Genomic DNA, 20,463 nt, shown 5'->3' with positions numbered 1-20,463 from the left:
ATGCTTTTAGTCTATGCGAGTGCCCGGAAAGGGGTGAAAAAACACAAAAAAAGCCGCCTCTTTATGAGGCGACCTTTAAATGCATACATACTCTTAAGCAAGTAAATACGAAGCTTTTACAAAATAGATATTCGTACATTTTAAACCAACCATCGCCTCAGCGTCCTGTATGACCAAAGCCTCCAGCACCACGCACTGTTTCAGATAATTGGTCTACTTGTTTCAGCTCTACCTCAGGTACAACTTGAAATACCATTTGTGCAATTCGCTCATTGCGCGTAATCGTGAATGATTCCTCGCCCAAATTAATAAGAAGTACCTTAATCTCCCCACGATAATCCGCATCAATTGTTCCCGGTGTATTGAGACAAGTAATACCATGCTTAAGAGCCAGTCCACTTCGCGGACGGATCTGTGCCTCCAATCCCGCCGGCATAGCTATTGCAAATCCGGTTGGAACGAGGCAACGCTTGCCGGGTTCCAGTACCAGATTTTCCTGTACTGCTGCATACAAGTCAAACCCTGATGCAAGCTCTGACATTTTGCGGGGCAGCTCAATATCTTCATTGCCCGCGAGTCTGTTAATTTCCACGTAAGTTAACAAAATAGTCCCTCCTCATATCCTTTACCGCTGAATCACTCGCTCCCACCATCGACAGGGCAAACGGCTCCGAGAACATCCGATCCAGCACTTTGTTCACATCATTCGCCGTCACTTGCTCGATATGTTCGATCATTTGATCCAGCGTATAATGCTGACCAAGCATTAATTCATTTTTTCCAAGCCGATTCATCCGGCTACCTGTACTTTCAAGGCTTAAAATCAAACTTCCTTTTAATTGCTCCTTACCTTTACGAAGCTCATTAGCGTCTAAACCGTTGACAGCCACATCTCGTAAAAGCTCCAGCGTCAAATCCAGCACGTCCTTTGTTTGTTTAGGAGCCGTACCTGCATAGATCGTGAACATGCCACTGTCCGCATGGGAGCTATGATAGGAATAGACCGAATAAGCAAGCCCACGCTTTTCCCGAATTTCTTGAAACAAACGTGAACTCATGCCGCCGCCGATCGCGTTATTCAGCAAAACCATAGCATACTGGAGGTCGTCACCCGTTGCAAATCCAGGTAGGGATAAACAAATATGATTTTGCTCCGTTGCTTTCTCATGATACAACAGTTCACCGTTAAACGCAGGTACTGTCAGCGGCGAAACGGTTCCATGATTGTCAAAATGTCCAAAATGTCGCTCCAACAATTCTACCAAGCGATCGTCAACATTACCAGCCACACTGATAACCGTATTGTCAATTGTATAATGTTCCCTCATATACTGGCTGAGATGTGAGCTATCCATAGCAAGCAGGTGATCTTCGGTTCCGAGAATCGGATAAGCTAGTGGATGTTCACCATAGGCGGCGCGAGATACAAGATCATGCACCATATCATCCGGTGTATCCTCATACATGGAGATTTCCTCCAAAATCACATTCTTCTCTTTTGCCAATTCTTCCTGATCTAGTTTGGAATTAAAAAACATATCAGACAGCACATCAACTGCGATCGGTAGATGCTCATCCAACACTTTGGCATAATAGCATGTATATTCCTTCGAAGTAAAAGCATTAACATTTCCTCCGATGGCATCGAATTGCTCAGCGATTTCCTTAGCGTTAAAACGCTCTGTTCCTTTGAAAAGCATGTGTTCGATAAAATGAGAGATACCGCTATTGTCCGGCGTTTCATTCCGGGAGCCAGTTTTAACCCAGATGCCGAAAGAAACTGAACGCACGGTTGGAATTTTTTCAATGACCACTCTTAGGCCGTTTTTGAGTTGAATTCTTTCCACGATTGGCCCTCCTAAACTGAATTGCATACTTAGCCATAATGTTCAATCCTAACAGAAAAAAGACGTTCACTCAACCGGAACAGGTAGTTGCCGATCAGGGGAAAGCGTCTGACTGACAGTTCCGAGCACAAGTCCCTTACTACGAATGGCATGGATCATGCCTTTGAGAGCAGCCGCTGAGGAATCTGTTGGGTGCATTAATATCAGGGAGCCTGATTCAACCTTACTACTGATTTTGTTAATCACCGATTCCGGTGACGGATGTTTCCAATCTACTGTGTCCAATGTCCACAACACTGTTTTGAGCCCACTTTCTGCTGCTATATCCACCGTTTGCTGATTAAAATCACCCGAAGGAGGGGCAAACCAGTAATTTTTGATACCCAAAGTTTCTTGAAGAAGCACTTGAGTCTTTTCAATTTCTTGTGTGGCTCTGGCCCGACTCAGACGGCTCATATTCGGATGAGAGTAAGCATGATTCGAAAGCTCATGCCCTCTTTTTTGAATCTCCTTGGCGAGATCTGGATTTTTTTTCAACCAACTTCCATCAAGAAAAAATGTAGCCTTGATCTTTTCCTGATCCAACGTGTTCAGTATCGGCAGGATAAATTCATTCCCCCATGCTACATTGATCATGAAGGATACCATCGGCTTTTCGGGATTCCCCCTGTATATTGGAACATTACCGAGCTGATTTAAATGTATTTTAGGTGCCAATTGCCGATATACATATTGAATGGGTCGATCCGGAGATGCAATCGCTTTGCGATAGGTAGCATCCAAATCCATCTCCAGCCCGTTATAGCCTGGAATAGCCTTCCATACCCTGTCGATCTTGGCATCAACTGGCTCCCGCCGCTGACGGGCTGCTTCTGTTCTTAGTCGCTGCATAAGCGCATTATCGGGTAAAGCCGCCATCGCCATCGTTGTTTCAACTTTAGGCTCCCCAACTCCTGTAACGTCTCCATTGCGTAATTGATCAGCGAAGTCACGAACCCCGCTAAACTGTCCGATTACCAGTGTGATGGCTAAACTGGCTACCACCCACACTGCTCTTTTTGTCCTACTCATGATTCCTTCAGCCTCCCGCCCGTTTGTCCACATTGTATGCGGAGAGGAAAAGAACTATGACGCAGTAGCCTCTAGAAGCCCACTTTGGCGCAGCTTGTGCATATGTATGAAAAAAGAGCCAGAAACGTAGCTCTGCCTCTTTCCAAAAGCTTAAACAATGCTATTCAAATCCCTTGTACTGTTAATACGAAAAGCTACTCCTGTCTTTCTAGTCTGCAACATGCAGGTCCTAGGATTTTGCAGGTGCTTCTGCTGTCAGAACAGCCTTACGGGACAGATTGACACGTCCTTGTTGATCAATTTCGGTTACTTTCACCGTAATTGTATCCCCAATAGCAATTACATCTTCAACTTTGGCTACACGCTCAGTAGACAGTTGAGAAATATGAACCAGACCATCTTTACCTGGTAAAATTTCAACAAATGCACCGAATTTCTCAATCCGTTTTACTGTACCGATGTAAATCTCACCGACCACGACTTCCTTTACGATACCCTCAATAATGGAACGTGCTTTTTCATTCATCTCTTGATTTGTGGAAGCGATGAACACACGACCATCTTGTTCAATATCGATTTTCACGCCGGTTTCTTCGATGATTTTGTTGATGATTTTACCACCAGCTCCAATAACATCACGGATTTTGTCCGGGTTAATGTGCATCGTCATAATTTTTGGAGCATACGGAGACAACTGCTCACGTGGCTTCTGGATCGCTTCCATCATTTTGCTAAGAATGAACAAGCGTCCTTCTTTAGCTTGCTTGAGCGCATCCTGTAAAATCTGGCGGTCAATACCGTTAATTTTAATATCCATTTGAATGGCAGTTACGCCTTCCGCAGTACCAGCAACTTTAAAGTCCATATCGCCCAGGTGATCTTCCATACCTTGGATATCAGTCAATACGGAGACATGATCTCCATCCTTGATCAATCCCATCGCTACACCTGCAACCGGAGCTTTAATTGGTACACCTGCATCCATCATAGCCAGTGTACTTGCACAAATACTAGCTTGTGAAGTCGAACCATTCGATTCCAGTACCTCGGAAACCAGACGGATGGTGTATGGAAATTCAGTTTCGGAAGGAATTACTTTGGAAAGCGCACGTTCACCAAGAGCACCATGTCCGATTTCACGACGACCTGGCGCACGCAAAGGACGAGCCTCCCCTACGCTGAATGGCGGGAAATTGTAATGATGCATGAAGCGTTTTGTTTCTTCCAAATCAATACCGTCCAAAATTTGCACATCACCCAATGCACCAAGTGTACAAATGCTAAGTGCTTGCGTTTGACCGCGTGTAAATAAGCCCGAACCATGAGTACGCGGCAAGATGCTAGTGTCGCTTTCAATCGGACGAATTTCGTCAAGCTTACGACCATCAGGACGCACTTTATCATGCGTGATCAGACGACGTACTTCTTCCTTGACGATATCATAGAGAACTTCGCTCACGTCGCTCAAAAGCTCTGGTGTCTCTATGTATTGTGCTTCAAAATGGGCAACTGTCTCTTCGTTGACTGCATCAATCGCCTCTTGACGGGCATGTTTTTCTGCAATTTTAACAGCTTCCATTAAACGTTCAGCTGCATAAGCACGTACTTCACTGTTCACTTTTTCATCAACAGCATGCAGTTTAACCTGCATTTTCTCTTTACCTGCTACTTGCACCAATTGTTCAATGACTGCCACAATGTTCTTAATCTCATCATGACCGAACATAATGGCTTCCAGCATAACTTCCTCTGGAATCTCATTGCCTTCGGCTTCTACCATCATGATGGCATCTTTCGTTCCGGCTACAACCAGGTACATGTCGCTTGCATTCTGCTGTGCAATATCCGGGTTAATCACAAATTGTCCGTCTACACGTCCTACAGCGACTCCACCGATTGGCCCATTAAAAGGTACATCCGAAATGCTAAGTGCTGCCGAGGTTCCGATCATTGCTGCAATTTCAGGTTCGCAATCCTGATCGACACTCATAACCAGGTTCAACACCTGTACATCATTCCGGAAACCTTCCGGGAACAATGGGCGAATTGGACGGTCAGTCAAACGGCTGGACAAAATCGCTTTTTGACTCGGACGTCCTTCACGTTTAATAAATCCGCCAGGAATTTTCCCCACAGCATACAATCTTTCCTCATAGTTTACGGTCAGTGGAAAAAAGTCCAAATCTTTGGGTTCACGAGAAGCGGTCACGGTACAAAGCACAACTGTTTCTCCGTAGCTCACTTTAACTGCCGCATTGGCTTGTTTCGCAAGACGTCCTGTTTCCAGCACCAGCTTTCTTCCGCCGAGCTGCATTTCTACGCGTTGCTCCATGGTATCCCTCCATTTCATTTCATTGTAAAAGTTCTATACATATTCAGTATTTCCTGCGCAGGTCTTATTCATAAGAAGCTCGCAAGCAAATCAGGATATGTAATTCAAAAAAAGATTCCTCATTTCAAAAAAGAACCCGGCTGCTGTCCGCCGTCGCCTTAGCAGGGACAAGCGGTGAACAACCAGGCTTCTTTTCTCATTACATGTCTGAAAATTAACGACGCAGTCCGAGACGCTCGATCAACGCACTGTAACGTTTAACATCAGTCTTCTTCAGGTAAGCCAAAAGTTTACGACGCTGACCGACCATTTTCAACAACCCGCGGCGGGAGTGATGGTCTTTCTTGTGCGAACGAAAGTGACTTTGCAAGTTGACGATGTTTTCAGTAAGGATAGCGATTTGTACCTCTGGTGATCCTGTATCGGATTCATGAGTTTTGTACTCCTCGATCAATTGCTGTTTACGCTCTTGAGTCAATGCCATCCTGTTCACCTCCTTCATTATAATCGCCATTAGCCTCGTAGCCGCCGGTGAAAGCGGACAACCAAGCTAAGGTTCATCGTTGTTTACACAACATAAGTCAGTATAACACAGCGCCTGTCTTATGTAAATAAATTAGCCTAACAGCTTTTTAGCCGTTTGTGCGTCATTGCCAATTTGGTTGATCAGCTCATCCACCGAAGAGAATTTGCGTTCAGGACGGATGTAGTGGTGAAGCTCCACAAGTACAGACTCTCCATAAATTTGCTGATTAAAATCAAATAGATGTACCTCAAACGACGGATTCAGCACACCTTCATGGAAAGTAGGCTTAACCCCTACATTCATTACACCGTTTATCCAACGATCACCTACTAGTGCCCGTACAGCGTATACACCCTTGATCGGAATCACGTAAGTATCATTCAGTTTGAGATTAGCGGTCGGAAAACCGATCGTACGTCCACGCTTCTCCCCATCCATTACAGTACCCTGGATACGATAAGGACGTCCCAACCAGCGAGAGGCATGCGCTAGATCCCCAGTCTGTAAAGCACGGCGAATTCCAGAGCTGCTCACCTTGTCCCCATCCAGTTCGAACGGTGGTAAGGTGTGCACAGACATCAGCTCTTTTCCCAGCTTCCGAAGTGTATCCTCATGCCCGGCTCCCCGGTGGCCAAACCGAAAATCAAAGCCTACTACCGCTGTTCGAATTTTCAATGGAAGCAGCACGTCACTCATAAACGCCTCAGGGCTGACCTTGGAAAATTCTTCGTTAAAACTCAAAATATAAAGTACATCCACACCCATATCAGCCAGAATAGTCTGCTTGTCCGCAAGCGGTGTTAAATAACCTTCATAATCGCCTTTTTTCATGACTTCCTTCGGATGAGGGTAAAATGTCATGACAGATACCGGCATTTGCTGTTCACGAGCCAGCGCAACGGCCTCCCGTATCACGCTTGCGTGTCCAAGATGAAGACCATCAAACTGACCGATCGCCGTGACCTGTGGACGTGCCCATTGCTGCAAAAGCTCATCACTCAATGGATAAGATAACGATACGGTAATCATTATTAATTCACCTGCATTTCACATCATTTGACTAACTTCGTCAAAATTATAGCACAATTCAAGGTAAGAAAAACGTCTATCGACGTAATTCACGGAAGCCAGACCACGCCTAGCGGAAGTTTTTCTTGCGATTATAGAATTGTTCAGCTCCCCTGAAAATTTATAAATTCTATAATCTTAAAAAAACTTTAATGGGAGCAATCGCGTCTGATTCATCCCGACCAAATATGCCTAAAAACGTTTTATCCTCTTTATACAAACGGAAGGGCTGGTTGTCCGTCACAGGTGGTGAAATCATATTCAGCGACAGGCGTTGGCCTTGCAGAGCCGCAGTTACCTTGGCTTCAGCCACAATATGCTCAGGCATATAGTCAATCGCCTGATCCGTTGTAATAAGCCGCTCTCCAAGACTGCCATCCGCTACGAAACGCTCTATCTCTTCGAAAGTCAGACAACGTTCCGCAGAAATTCCCGCCGACATAGTTCGCTCCAGCTTAACCATCGTTGAAGGATATCCTAATTCACGGCCAATATCAACACATAGTGTACGGATATAAGTACCTTTGGAGCATAAGGCCCGAAAAGAAATATCCACATACGCCCCCGTCTCCGCGAATCCCGTCATCTCCAACTCATAAATGCTTACTTCACGGCTTTGGCGCTCAACAGTTTTGCCTTCTCGAGCCAGCTCATATAGACGCTTGCCGTCCACTTTTAGCGCGGAGTACATTGGAGGCACTTGGGAGATCGTACCAACAAAATGCTTCAGAACCGCTTTGACTTCCACTTCCGTCACCTCTACTGGACGTTCACTTTCTTCCGTAATTTCCCCAGTCAGGTCCTCGGTATCCGTGGCAATGCCTAATCGCAGTGTAGCCCGATATTCCTTGGGCCGCTCTTGCATGTATTCCACCACGCGGGTGGCACGTCCCAGACACAAGGGCAAAACACCGGTTACTTGCGGATCAAGCGTTCCAGTGTGTCCGATTCGCTTCATACCTAATAAACGGCGAGCCTTGGCCACCACATCATGAGAGGTAAATCCAGCAGGTTTATAGACTGGTAGGACGCCTTCCCAAGTTGCCTGTTCCTTCTTTATCGGGTTCATAGCTCAGACTTCACCCGCCCTACAACTGTCTTAATGATATCTTCCAGTTTACCCTCTAGCCGACAGCCAGCCGCACGCACATGTCCACCGCCTCCAAATGATTGAGCCAGCGCGGCTACATCTACATTCCCTGCCGATCTCAAGCTGGCCTTGACCGCTTGTTCATTAATAACCTTAAAGAAAATGCCTACCTCAACACCACGAATATTTCTTGGGTAATTCACGATGCCTTCCAAGTCCTCATTTACAGCGCCACATTCTGTCATATCGTCAGGTGATACAACGACCCAAGCGACTTTTCCATCCTCCGACATCGTGAGCGTTTGCAATGCTTTTGTCAGCACCTTCATTTGTGGAAAGGTCATCTCTTCGAGCAATTTCTCGGATAAAGAGGGACCATCTACACCGTAAGTAAGTAGCTGTGACACCGTAGATATTACTTTCGGTGAAGTGTTGGAGTAGCGGAAACCTCCTGTATCCGTCAGCAACCCTGTATATACAGCCGTTGCTACTTCGACGTCCCAGGTTACTGCAAACTCTTCCAGTAGATCAAAAAGAATTTCCGCTGTTGCCGCAGCATCCGACTTAATCACATTAACTGTACCATAAGCATCATTTGTTGGATGATGATCAATATTCAGGATAATGGCATCTTCCGTAAAAAACTGCTCTGTCAAACCAACACGACGGTAATCCGCACAATCTACACAAATGATCCGATTGTATTTCCGTTCTGGCGGTTGCTGGCTCATATCCATAATCTCATCGGCATGCCATAAAAAATCCATGCGCTTGGGAATAGGTCCCTCATTCAGCATGGTAAATTTCTTCCCCAGACATGAGAGAAGCCAGCCCACCGTTACGGTGGAGCTGACTGCGTCTCCGTCCGGCTGTACATGCGATACGATCAGGTAATCATCATGCTCCAGAATAAATTCCTTCGCTTGTTGAAGCGCCTGTTCATAGGTATGCATTGCCTTCTCCTTTACATTCAGTTCATGGTTCCTTCAGACAAACTAAAAGTTTTATTTTTCATCCTTGTCGATATCACTCAGCAGTTTTTCAATTCGACTGCCGTAAGCAATAGATTCGTCAATTTTGAAAATCAACTCAGGAATATGGCGCAGCCGTATCCGTTTGCCGAGTTCAGAACGAAGATAACCGTTCGCTTTGTCCAATGCTTTTAGGGAAGAATTTTTTTGTTCTTCATCCCCGAGCACGCTCAAGTATATTTTCGCTTGGGACAAATCATTTGTAAGATCGACACCCGTTACCGTGATAAAACCGATGCGGGGGTCTTTTAATTCAGTTTGGATGAGTTGGCTTAGCTCCTTCTTGATCTGCTCGCCAACCCGACCTGTACGTATTTTAGCCATGGATGCTCACCTCTCTGCCGTTAGCGCTCCACTGTTTCCATGACGAACGCTTCAATAATGTCGAGTTCCTTAACATCATTATAGCCATCAAGGGTAATACCGCATTCGTAACCTTGGGCAACTTCTTTTGCGTCGTCCTTAAAGCGTTTCAGTGAGTCGATTTTACCTTCAAAAATGACGATGCCATCACGAATCAGGCGTGCTTCTGCTGAACGGGTAATTTTACCGGATGTCACCATACAACCAGCGATCGTACCGACTTTAGTAACTTTGAACACGTTACGTACTTCAGCATGCCCAATCACATTTTCTTTATATTCAGGATCCAGCATGCCCTTCATGGCTTGCTCTATTTCTTCAATGACATTGTAAATGACACGGTGTAGACGAATGTCCACTTTTTCAGCTTCCGCTGTAGATTTCGCCTGGTTATCCGGACGAACATTAAAACCAATGACAATAGCATTGGAAGCTGCTGCCAAAATAATATCGGATTCGGTGATTGCTCCTGCACCACTGTGAAGAATTTTAACGCGCACACCTTCGACTTCAATCTTGTTCAAGGAACCTTTCAACGCTTCGACGGAACCTTGCACGTCACCTTTAATAATGACGTTCAGATCCTTCATTTCCCCATCCTTGATGTGTTGGAACAGGTCATCCAGTGTTACGCGTGTATTACTGCCCAGATCAGATTGGCGTTGTGTGATCGCACGTCTGTCAGCAATAGCCCGTGCTTTCCGCTCATCCTCAAACACCATGAATGGATCGCCAGCAAGTGGAACTTCTGTCAAACCAGTAATTTCAACTGGAGTGGAAGGACCTGCTTCCTTAAGACGACGACCTTTATCGTTGACCATGGCACGCACACGTCCGAAGCAGTTACCCGCTACGAAAGCATCGCCAACTTTCAGTGTACCATTCTGAACGAGGATACGAGCAACAGAACCGCGGCCTTTATCCAGTTCTGCCTCGATGATGGTACCACGTGCCCGTTTGTTCGGGTTCGCTTTGTACTCATTCACTTCAGCTACGAGCAGAATCATTTCCAGCAGGTCTTCCAGACCCATTCTTTGTTTCGCGGAAACGTTGACGAAAATCGTATCGCCGCCCCACTCCTCAGGTACCAATTCATATTCAGTGAGTTCTTGCTTCACTTTATCCGGGTTGGCATCTGGTTTGTCGATCTTGTTCACAGCTACGATAATTGGCAGACCTGCCGCCTTCGCATGGTTAATAGCTTCGACTGTCTGTGGCATAACACCGTCGTCAGCTGCAACCACGATAATCGTCATATCTGTCACTTGAGCACCACGTGCACGCATAGCGGTAAAAGCTTCGTGACCCGGTGTATCCAGGAAAGTGATTTTTTTGCTATTAATTTCAACTTGGTATGCGCCAATATGCTGTGTAATACCGCCAGCTTCGCCACCGGTTACATTAGTCGAGCGAATGGCATCCAGCAAAGTTGTTTTACCATGATCGACGTGACCCATAATCGTTACAACGGGTGGACGTGTTTTCAGATCCGCAGGATCATCATTTTCTTCCACCGTTTCAAAACGATCTTCTTCGACCGGAATTTTCACTTCTACCTCGACACCAAAGTCTCCGGCAAGCAAGAGGATAGTATCCATATCCAGTTCCTGGTTAATGGTCGCCATCGTTCCGAGCATAATCAGCTTTTTGATGACTTCTGACGCATCCTTGTGAAGAAGCTTGGCTGTTTCGCCTACGGTCATCTCACCACGAACAATAATTTTCTTTGGCGTGTTGTCGATTTTCTCGCGACGTTCCTGTTGTTGACCTTTACCACGATTGTTAAATTTCCCGCCACGATTGCTACCACCGCGATTATTGCCTCCACGACCACCGTTACCACCGCGTCCGCCGCCTTGACGGTTATCGTCAAAACGTCCTTGACCGGAACGGTTACCACCGTTGTTGGAGTTACTGCCTGTACGGTTGCCACCACTACGGTTCGCATTGTTGCTACCTGTGGAGGATGATGTTCTTACAGCCGTACCACCCTGACTACTTCCCTGAGGGCGTGAGTTAGTGCTTTGGCTACCTTGAGGACGCGAACCTGTGTTGCCACCTGGACGCTGTTGTCCTCCCTGTTGTTGACTATTACTGCGGTTTTGTGTACTTTGCTGACCAGTAGGTCTGCTAGTACTTTGTTGACTGCGGTTTTGACCGCCCTGCTGACTGCTTTGCGCTTTTGGAGCGCTGCTTCGGTTACTGTTTTGGTTGTTGTTTGTCCTATTCATACTTACCTGCTTTTCCTGTTGATTTTTGGTTTGCTCAGTTGAATGATTACTATTCTGGCTTGAACCGGCCTGATTCGAGCTTACTTGCACCGTACCTGCTCCGCCTTGCTTGGCCGCAGCATTGGATTTAATATTCTTAAAAAAACTTTCCACTTTACCTACGGCATCATGTTCCATGACGCTCATATGGTTGTTCACGGGAATATCCAGCCGTTTAAGAATGGTGATAATTTCTTTGCTGCTCATGTTCAACGATTTGGCGTATTCGTATACCCGCACTTTGTCTTTGTTTTCTTGTTTACTCAATATACTCCACCTCCGACATTATCCCCGCATGTTTCTTGATCAATTTCGCGAATCCTTGATCCGTCACAGCCAGCACAACCCGTTCAGGTTTGCCGATACTGCTTCCCAAGCTTTCCCGGTCAAATCCTATCATTAAGGGGATTTTGTACGTCCCGCATTTGTCGCGGAATTTCTTTTGAGTATTCATTGAAGCATCTTTCGCAAGAATGACCAGCTTGGCTTCTGAAGACCTGATCGCTTTATAAACGATCTCATCACCTGTTAGCAGCTTGCCAGCTCTCATGGCAAGACCCAATCCAGACAGCGCCTTATTCATCCTGCACGCTGCCTTGTGCCGCCAGGAATTCTTCCTCGACGGCAGCAAAATCACGACTTAGCTGCTCATAAATATCAGGATGAACCGAGTGCTTCAATGCTCGATCCAGTGCCTTGCTCTTTTGAGCCAGCTTGAAGCAGGCGGCTTTGCCGCACAAGTAAGCGCCGCGTCCCGACTTTTTGCCAGTCAAGTCAATCAACACTTCGTCTTCAGGGGTTTTGACGACACGGATCAACTGCTTCTTTGGCATCATTTCATGACAGGCCACACATTTGCGCAAAGGTATCTTTCTCTGTTTCATGCATTAACCCCCCTACACTCCGCTTAATCTACAGAAACGGAATCCTGATGCATTTCATCGGTGGATGTTCTCGGTCTGCCGAGTTCTTCCTCCGCCTGTGTTTCACTCTTAATATCAATTTTCCAACCCGTAAGCTTAGCAGCAAGGCGAGCATTTTGTCCTTTGATACCAATAGCAAGAGAAAGCTGATAATCAGGCACAATAACACGCGCCATTTTCTCTTCTTCAAACACCTGCACTTCGAGCACCTTGGATGGACTCAGCGCATTAGCCACGTATTCATCAACATTATCGGAATAACGTACAATGTCGATTTTTTCGCCACGCAGCTCATTCACAATAGTCTGTACACGTGTTCCTCTAGGACCCACACAAGAGCCGACCGGATCCACCTCGGCGTTACGGGAATGAACCGCGATTTTAGAACGGAAGCCTGCTTCACGCGCTACGGAACGAATCTCTACAACACCATCAAAAATTTCAGGCACTTCGAGTTCGAACAAACGCTTAAGCAGACCCGGATGTGATCGGGACAGCATAATTTGCGGTCCTTTGGTTGTGTTTTCTACTTTGGTAATATAAGCCTTAATTCGATCCAGATGGCTAAATTTCTCATTAGGCATCAATTCGCCTAACGGGAGAACCGCTTCCACCTTACCAAGATCAATATAAATGTTACGTGGGTCTTGGCGCTGTACAGTTCCTGTTACAATATCTTCTTCCTTGTCCACAAACTTGTTGTAGATCAGTCCCCGTTCCGCTTCGCGGATACGCTGGGTCACGACCTGCTTCGCAGTTTGTGCAGCAATCCGTCCAAAATCACGTGGTGTAACTTCAATTTCAGCGATATCTTCCAACTGAAAATGCGGGTTAATCTCACGAGCCGCAGGCAATGAAATCTCGGTGCGAGGATCCAATACCTCCTCAACGATCAGCTTGCGGGCATATACCTTAATGACTCCCGAGTTGCGGTTCATATCAACACGCACGTTTTGTGCGGTGTTGAAATTCCGTTTGTAACTAGAAATCAAGGCTGCTTCAATGGCCTCAAACAGCACATCCTTGCTGATCCCCTTTTCTCTTTCCAACTCGTTCATTGCTTCAATAAAATCCATACTCATGGATTACTGCTCCCCCTTTCAAATGATGCACCTGCGTACTGGTCGGCACACGAGGCAAAAAAACATGTAGTACATGTCAAACAGCAACAGTCAAATCTGAATTAAAATATGATCGCGAGCCTTGCACCAGCTACCTTGTCATAAGGTATAGCATGCTTCTTTTGTCCGCTTTGAACGGTGAGTTCCCCATCTTCAAAAGAAAGCAAACGACCTTCAAATTCCTTCAGGCCGTTGATCGGCTCGTATGTAGTAACGAATACGTTTTTGCCTACCGCTTTAGTAACGTCCTCCGCTTTTTTTAGCGGTCTTTCGGCGCCTGGTGAAGACACTTCCAGAAAATATGCTGTAGAAACAGGGTCATTTTCATCCAACTTTTGACCCAAATATTCACTGATCATACTGCAGTCGTCCAGATCAATTCCTCCGTCTTTGTCTACAAAAACGCGAAGAAACCAATTACTGCCCTCTTTGACATACTCGACATCGACCAGTTCAAAACCATGCTCTTCGAGGTAAGGTTGGGCCATTTCTTCTACTACTGATTTGATCTTTGGTGTGCTCAAAGATTATAACCTCCAAAAGTGAACTTTCCTGTGTTGAAAAAAAGATGCCCTATTGCATGGACAATGCTTCTCCATCACCGGCATTTTCATTTTCATTTGATGTAATGTTCATTTCGGGCTCACTGCAAATAAACCGGCGTACCGGTTTCGTGCCCAAAAACAACCTTTTCACGTTGTAACTGTATATCAAACAGTAAAGAGTGGGTTTCCCCACTCTTTTAGCAACGGTTTTATCTCCATGATTACCAAAAAAATTATAACATAACCGTAGTTATGTGACAAGTGCCAGAGCTTGACTACTGTGGTTCGGATTAAAACAGAGACAGCTGATTACTCTCTGGAAGACCTCGAAAGCAACCCATCTGAGACAGCATTTCAACAATGGTTTTACTAGCCTTCGATTTTTGTTGAAAATCCTCGACAGACAAAAATTCACCATGTTCACGGGAGGCTGCGATGTTACGTGCCGCGTTGTCTCCAATTCCCTGAAGAGCTCCGAATGGCGGAATGAGTGAATCTCCATCCACCTTGAAGCGTGTAGCTTCGGAACGGTACAAATCAATGGATTTAAAACTAAACCCGCGAGCCGTCATTTCCAGAGCCATTTCCAGGATCGGAAGCATCCCTTTTTCTTTGGGAGGTGCCTGAAAACCGAGTTGCTCGATTTCGACAATCTTCCGCGCGATTGCATCATATCCCTGACAGCACAGCTCAATATCAAAATCGGCTGCACGTACTGAAAAGTAAGTCGCATAATATTCAATCGGATGATACAGCTTAAAGTACGCTGTGCGCACTGCTGAAATAACATACGCTGCAGCATGCGCCTTCGGAAACATGTACTGGATTTTCAGACAAGAATCAATGTACCACTGTGGCACCTTGCATTTTTTCATTTCCTCAATCCATTCAGCACTAAGCCCCTTACCTTTACGTACGCTCTCCGTAATTTTAAAGGCCAGACCTGCGTCCATGCCTGCCTTGTAAATCAAAAACAGCATGATGTCATCACGACAACCAATTACAGTCTTGATGTTACAAGTATTATTCTTAATCAGTTCCTGTGCGTTCCCTAGCCATACGCCCGTGCCGTGAGACAGTCCGGATATTTGCAGTAAATCGGCAAAAGAACTTGGCTGCGACTCTACTAGCATTTGGCGCACAAACTTCGTCCCCATCTCTGGTACACCATAGGTTGCTACAGGCGTGCGGATTTGCTGGGGTGTAACACCGAGCGCCTCCGTGGAGTTGAACATGCTCATCACCTTAGGATCATTCATTGGAATGGTCGTAGGATCGACACCAGTCAAATCCTGAAGCATCCTCATCATGGTCGGATCATCATGACCCAGAATATCGAGTTTGAGTAAATTCGCATCAAAAGCGTGATAATCAAAATGCGTTGTTTTCCATTCCGAGCTTGTATCATCGGCGGGGTACTGTACCGGCGTAATATCCTCGACCTCAATATAATCGGGAACAACGACAATTCCGCCTGGATGTTGCCCGGTACTGCGTTTGACCCCTGTACAGCCCGAAGCCAGCCTATTCAGCTCAGCCCCACGCCATTTTTTATGATGCGCCTCTTCATATTTCTTGGCAAAGCCAAAGGCTGTCTTCTCGGCAACGGTACCGATGGTTCCAGCACGGAATACACTTTTCTCACCAAACAGTACTTTCGTATAGTTATGTGCGACAGGCTGATATTCGCCAGAGAAGTTCAAGTCAATATCGGGAACTTTATCTCCCTTAAACCCAAGAAACGTTTCAAACGGAATATCCTGTCCCTCACCCTTCAGTTTGCCGCCGCAATTCGGACAATTTTTGTCTGGCAAGTCAAATCCACTCGGCACACTACCGTCCAAAATCCATTCGCTATGTCTGCATTCAGGATTACCGCAAATATAATGTGCAGGCAGTGGATTAACCTCGGAAATACCGAGGAAGGTAGCGACCACAGAAGATCCAACAGACCCCCGTGAACCTACCAGATATCCATCTTTATTAGACTTTTTAACCAAGCGCTCGGAAATAAGATAGTTGGCAGAGAAACCGTATTTAATAATCGGCTCCAGTTCTTTTTCAAGGCGAGCTACAACCACCTCGGGCAATTCCTCACCATAGATAGATTTAGCCGTCTCATAGCAAGTGTTGCGGATTTCCTCGTCCGCCCCATCCAGCAAAGGTGTAAACAGCTTGTCAGGGAACAACTCCAGCTCCTCAAATCGATCCGCCAACTCACTGGTATTCTTCACAACGACTTCATAGGCTTTCTCCTCGCCCAAAAACTCGAATTCTGCCAGCATTTCGTCTGTGGTGCGTAAATGCGCATCAGGCTTACGAATATCTTTTAGCGGACTAAATCCCGTAATGCCATGTATCGTAATATCACGGTACAACTTATCGCGCGTTTCCAAATAGTGAACATTGCCTGTGGCAATTACGGGCTTATCAAGTCGCCGCCCAATTTCGCATACTTTGCGTATTGCCGTTTTCAGAGCATCAGGCCCGCTTACCAGTTGTTTTTCTACTAAATGCATATACATCGTCAAAGGTTGAATCTCCAACACATCATAAAACTGTGCTATTTCCTCGGCTTCTTCCTCGGACTTGTTCAACACAGCCTCGAAGAACTCTCCTTTTTCGCAGCCAGAAATAATAAGCAGTCCGTCTCTCATTTCTGACAATTTTGATTTAGGAATGCAAGGCACACGCTTGAAATATTCGGTATGAGACATCGAAACCAGCTTGTACAGATTTTTTTTACCAATCGGATTGAGGGCATAAATACAACAGTGAAATGGACGAACGGTCGATAAGTCCTTACCCACATAATCATTCAGACGATCGAGCATTTTTAAACCCTTAATTTGTTCCGCATCATTCAGCAAGCCATTCAGCACTTCAGTCAGTGCGACTGTATCGTCAATGGCTCGGTGATGGCTTTCGAGCGCCACTTTATATTTGGTCGTCAGCGTATTCAGACGATGGTTTTTCATTGTTGGAAACAGTAAACGAGCCAGTTCGAGCGTATCCAGTACCGGATTGGTTATTTCAGGCAAACCCATATTTCGAAGGGTGGCCTGGATAAAACCGACATCAAAACGCGCATTATGAGCAACCAATACAGCATCGCCAGCAAAAGCTACAAACTCCTTCATAACAGGTTCTACATCCGGCGCGTCCTTGACCATTTCATCGTTAATGTTGGTCAGTTGCTGTATATTATATGGAATGCGCTCATGCGGATTGACAAAGGTAGCATAACGATCAATTTCTTTGCCATCATGCATTTTCACAGCTGCAATCTCAATGATTTTATTCTGTGTAACCGATAAACCGGTGGTTTCAATATCAAAAACGACATAAGTCGCTGTTTTCAAATTTAATGGCTGTGCCTGCATTACAACCTCAACGGCATCATTAACCACATTGGCCTCAACACCGTAGATCATTTTAATGCCGTTTTTCTTTGCAGCCTTAGCAGCATCAGGGTAGCACTGCACTCCGCCATGATCGGTGACTGCAATCGCCTTGTGCCCCCATTTGGCGGCTGTTTTAACGTATTGATCAATAGAGGCAACAGCATCCATTGCGCTCATCTTTGTATGGAGATGGAACTCGACCCGTTTTTCCTCTGCTTTATCCTTACGTGTGGGTGGAGCCTGTACTTCAACTAGATCAGAGGGAATCATAACCAGCTCGGGAATTTGCATAAAACGATCATATTCAACTCGACCTCGCACTTTGACCCATTTCCCGTTAGCCAACAAGCTGAGGATCTTCAGATCTTCTTTAGTTTTAGCAAACATTTTCATTTGCAGGGAATCACTAAAGTCGGTCAAATAATACGTAAACAACGTACTGCCATTGCGCAATTCTTTACTATCCAAACCGAAGATTGTTCCTTGTAAAGTGACTTTCTTCTCTTCGTCCTGAATATCTTGCATCGGAACAGCCGGTTCTTTGATGTCATAACCGAATTGAAGCCGTACGTCTCCTTCTTCTTCATCCAAAGGCGGCATTTCGGATTCCATACTCTCCATCATCTGCTGAATGACTTCGCGTTCTTCCTGCATTTTTTTCTCTTGGAATTGCTGTAACGCCTCCTGGTTACTTTCACCCACCTGGACTTTAATGCGCATAGAAAGCCCGAAATATTTATCGTAAAATTTGATGATAGCTTGATCTATCTGCTTTTTACGCGCCAGTTCCAACGACATACCGTCGCTCATCGTTAGCAATAATAGACCGTCGTCCCACTCATGCACAGCCCGATTCATCCAACCGTTAACCGATGGAATCTCACGATGTACCCACTCTAGAAAAAGTTTCCAGTATTCACTGATGATATCACTAGGCTGAATCTGCTCACTGTACTGAAAACGGAACGTAATTTTTGCAATGTGACTCATTTTTTCCTGTACTTGAATACAGAACGTACGATACACCTGAGCGGGGACCAATGTCTCCTTGGCAATGGTGATGTTCCAATCCTTATTGGTTCGGCTAATCTCCACTTGGTCAATCCAACCGTCCAAAAAATAAGGTTCAACCACTCCCGCCGGCATCCCAACTTGCTTCATTAGCAGTTCCAGCCGCTTTCTCTTTTCTTCAGCTCCGCCCATGGCTCTCCCCCCAATTTCAAATCTACCATTCTGAAAACATGAAAAGCTTCTGCGTCAAAAACATCTCCGACCGCAAAAGCTTTTCGTAGCCCTCTTCAACCCTCTTCACAACGACACATAGATCCTTCGGGACATTGTCCCGTAACAGCTACCATGTCAGCGAAGAGAATGAAGTGAGTATAGTGGTATTGCCCTACTTCTATATTAGTACGCCCGTGCGAACACTACTGTATGCTTGGCAGGTTTGCCACAGCACAAACATGTGGACTTTTGCTCGTTTGTTTTAAACGGTATATTACGGCTTGTAGCACCTGTCACTTCTTTAACTTTGTCTTCACATTCTTCAGATCCGCACCAGCCTGCCAAAGTAAAGCCGCGTTTTTCTTCCATGAGAGTCTTCATTTCGTCCAGCGTATCAACGGAATAGAAGTTTTCTTCCATGAAATTTTTCGCACGATCAAACATCTCCTGCTGTACCTGTGCGAGCATCGCGTGTACTTCCTCAACCAGATTATCCTGCTGCACGATTTTTTTCTCACCGCTGATACGGGATACGAGCACACAGACACCGTTTTCCATATCACGAGGCCCGATTTCCAGACGAACCGGCACACCGCGCATTTCATATTCATTAAATTTCCAGCCTGGGCTTACATCGCTGCGGTCGTCCATTTTAACACGCACTCCAGCTTGTTTCAACTCAGCAAATAGTTCATCTGCACGAGCGATAACGGCATCACGCTTCTTAGGTGGCCCAATTGGAACCATAATAACCTGCGTAGGCGCAACTTTAGGAGGCAATGCCAGACCACGGTCATCTCCATGGACCATAATAAGTGCGCCGATCAAACGTGTACTTGTTCCCCATGAAGTCGTATGCGCGAATTCCAGGTTGTTTTCACGACTCAAATATTTGATATCAAATGCAACTGCAAAATTAGTCCCCATATAGTGGGAAGTTCCAGCTTGTACTGCCCGTCCATCCTTCATCATCGCTTCCAGTGAAAATGTATCCTTCGCACCTGCAAACTTTTCAGAAGGTGTTTTCTGTCCAGTAATAACCGGAATAGCCAGAACTTCCTCAATAACCTCACGGTATACTTCCAGCATTTTCATCGTTTCTTCACGTGCTTCTTCTTCTGTTTCATGGGCCGTGTGACCTTCTTGCCACAAAAATTCACTTGTGCGCAAGAAAGGCAGCGTGCGTTTTTCCCAACGCACTACATTAGCCCATTGGTTAATAAGCACGGGTAGATCACGATAGGATTGAATCCATTTGGAGTACATATGACCAATCATGGTTTCCGAAGTCGGACGAATTGCAAGACGCTCTTCCAGCTTTTCCCCGCCAGCCTCGGTTACCCAAGGCAGTTCAGGATTAAACCCTTCAACATGCTCTTTTTCCTTTTGAAAAAAGCTTTCTGGAATGAACATTGGAAAATAGGCATTACGGTGACCTGTTTCTCTGAAGCGCACATCCATGGCTTCCTTGATATGCTCCCAAATTTCAAAACCATCGGGGCGGAATACAATACATCCGCGAACAGGGGAATAATCCATCAGTTCTGCTTTTTTAATAACATCAATATACCATCGGGAAAAATCTTCACTCTGCGGCGTAATTTCCTCGACAAACTGTTTATCGTTCGACATAGAAATGCATGTCCTC

16 protein-coding genes are annotated in these 20,463 nt (G+C 45.7%); all 16 read right to left on the bottom strand.

Features of this window, described 5'->3' with window-relative positions; genetic code table 11:
• Positions 1-157 precede the first annotated feature (157 nt).
• The gene (gene dut / locus MKY35_RS09945) at positions 158-604 is read right to left on the bottom strand and encodes a dUTP diphosphatase (RefSeq protein WP_013309936.1); all 447 of its coding nucleotides are present in this window, start codon (positions 602-604) and stop codon (positions 158-160) included.
• The gene (locus MKY35_RS09940; protein WP_322251982.1) at positions 582-1,847 is read right to left on the bottom strand and encodes a pitrilysin family protein; all 1,266 of its coding nucleotides are present in this window, start codon (positions 1,845-1,847) and stop codon (positions 582-584) included. The genes dut and MKY35_RS09940 overlap by 23 nt, the downstream gene beginning before the upstream one ends.
• 66 nt (positions 1,848-1,913) lie before the next feature.
• Positions 1,914-2,918 (bottom strand): polysaccharide deacetylase family protein, encoded by a 1,005-nt coding sequence (locus MKY35_RS09935; protein WP_342446247.1) that lies wholly within the window; start codon positions 2,916-2,918, stop codon positions 1,914-1,916.
• Positions 2,919-3,147: 229 nt separating this feature from the next.
• Entirely contained in the window at positions 3,148-5,250 is a 2,103-nt protein-coding gene (pnp, locus tag MKY35_RS09930) for a polyribonucleotide nucleotidyltransferase (RefSeq protein WP_039274655.1), read from the bottom strand.
• A 214-nt stretch (positions 5,251-5,464) separates the two neighbouring features.
• Positions 5,465-5,734, bottom strand: coding sequence for a 30S ribosomal protein S15 (rpsO, locus tag MKY35_RS09925; RefSeq protein ID WP_007430074.1), 270 nt, complete (start codon positions 5,732-5,734; stop codon positions 5,465-5,467).
• A 132-nt stretch (positions 5,735-5,866) separates the two neighbouring features.
• Positions 5,867-6,805 carry a bifunctional riboflavin kinase/FAD synthetase gene (locus MKY35_RS09920; protein WP_342446246.1) on the bottom strand — a complete coding sequence of 313 codons (939 nt, stop codon included), beginning with the start codon at positions 6,803-6,805 and terminating at the stop codon, positions 5,867-5,869.
• 169 nt (positions 6,806-6,974) lie between these two features.
• On the bottom strand, positions 6,975-7,913 hold the full coding sequence (gene truB / locus MKY35_RS09915) for a tRNA pseudouridine(55) synthase TruB (RefSeq protein WP_342446245.1): 939 nt from the start codon (positions 7,911-7,913) through the stop codon (positions 6,975-6,977).
• Complete coding sequence (locus MKY35_RS09910) at positions 7,910-8,887, bottom strand: bifunctional oligoribonuclease/PAP phosphatase NrnA (RefSeq protein WP_342446244.1); 978 nt, start codon at positions 8,885-8,887, stop codon at positions 7,910-7,912. Before MKY35_RS09910 ends, truB begins: the two co-directional genes overlap by 4 nt.
• A gap of 51 nt (positions 8,888-8,938) precedes the next feature.
• Positions 8,939-9,289 (bottom strand): 30S ribosome-binding factor RbfA, encoded by a 351-nt coding sequence (gene rbfA / locus MKY35_RS09905; protein ID WP_010346342.1) that lies wholly within the window; start codon positions 9,287-9,289, stop codon positions 8,939-8,941.
• Positions 9,290-9,309: 20 nt separating this feature from the next.
• On the bottom strand, positions 9,310-11,865 hold the full coding sequence (gene infB / locus MKY35_RS09900) for a translation initiation factor IF-2 (protein ID WP_342446243.1): 2,556 nt from the start codon (positions 11,863-11,865) through the stop codon (positions 9,310-9,312).
• The gene (locus tag MKY35_RS09895; protein WP_322156797.1) at positions 11,858-12,181 is read right to left on the bottom strand and encodes a ribosomal L7Ae/L30e/S12e/Gadd45 family protein; all 324 of its coding nucleotides are present in this window, start codon (positions 12,179-12,181) and stop codon (positions 11,858-11,860) included. The genes infB and MKY35_RS09895 overlap by 8 nt, the downstream gene beginning before the upstream one ends.
• Positions 12,174-12,482 carry a YlxR family protein gene (locus MKY35_RS09890; RefSeq protein ID WP_007430067.1) on the bottom strand — a complete coding sequence of 103 codons (309 nt, stop codon included), beginning with the start codon at positions 12,480-12,482 and terminating at the stop codon, positions 12,174-12,176. The genes MKY35_RS09895 and MKY35_RS09890 overlap by 8 nt, the downstream gene beginning before the upstream one ends.
• A gap of 23 nt (positions 12,483-12,505) precedes the next feature.
• A complete protein-coding gene (gene nusA, locus MKY35_RS09885; protein ID WP_013309927.1) occupies positions 12,506-13,603 on the bottom strand; it encodes a transcription termination factor NusA in 1,098 nt (365 codons plus the stop codon).
• Between the two features lie 101 nt (positions 13,604-13,704).
• Positions 13,705-14,166, bottom strand: a complete 462-nt coding sequence (gene rimP, locus MKY35_RS09880) for a ribosome maturation factor RimP (protein WP_029517020.1) — start codon at positions 14,164-14,166, stop codon at positions 13,705-13,707.
• Between the two features lie 311 nt (positions 14,167-14,477).
• Positions 14,478-18,794: a PolC-type DNA polymerase III gene (locus MKY35_RS09875; RefSeq protein ID WP_342446242.1), complete on the bottom strand. Its 4,317-nt coding sequence runs from the start codon at positions 18,792-18,794 to the stop codon at positions 14,478-14,480.
• A gap of 204 nt (positions 18,795-18,998) precedes the next feature.
• The gene (proS, locus tag MKY35_RS09870) at positions 18,999-20,447 is read right to left on the bottom strand and encodes a proline--tRNA ligase (RefSeq protein ID WP_029517018.1); all 1,449 of its coding nucleotides are present in this window, start codon (positions 20,445-20,447) and stop codon (positions 18,999-19,001) included.
• Positions 20,448-20,463 lie beyond the last annotated feature (16 nt).

It is taken from the genome of Paenibacillus sp. FSL L8-0638, assembly GCF_038593075.1.
GTDB lineage: Bacteria > Bacillota > Bacilli > Paenibacillales > Paenibacillaceae > Paenibacillus > Paenibacillus polymyxa_D.
Note: the sequence above shows the minus strand (reverse complement) of the source record. Positions and strands in the feature narration are given on the sequence as shown.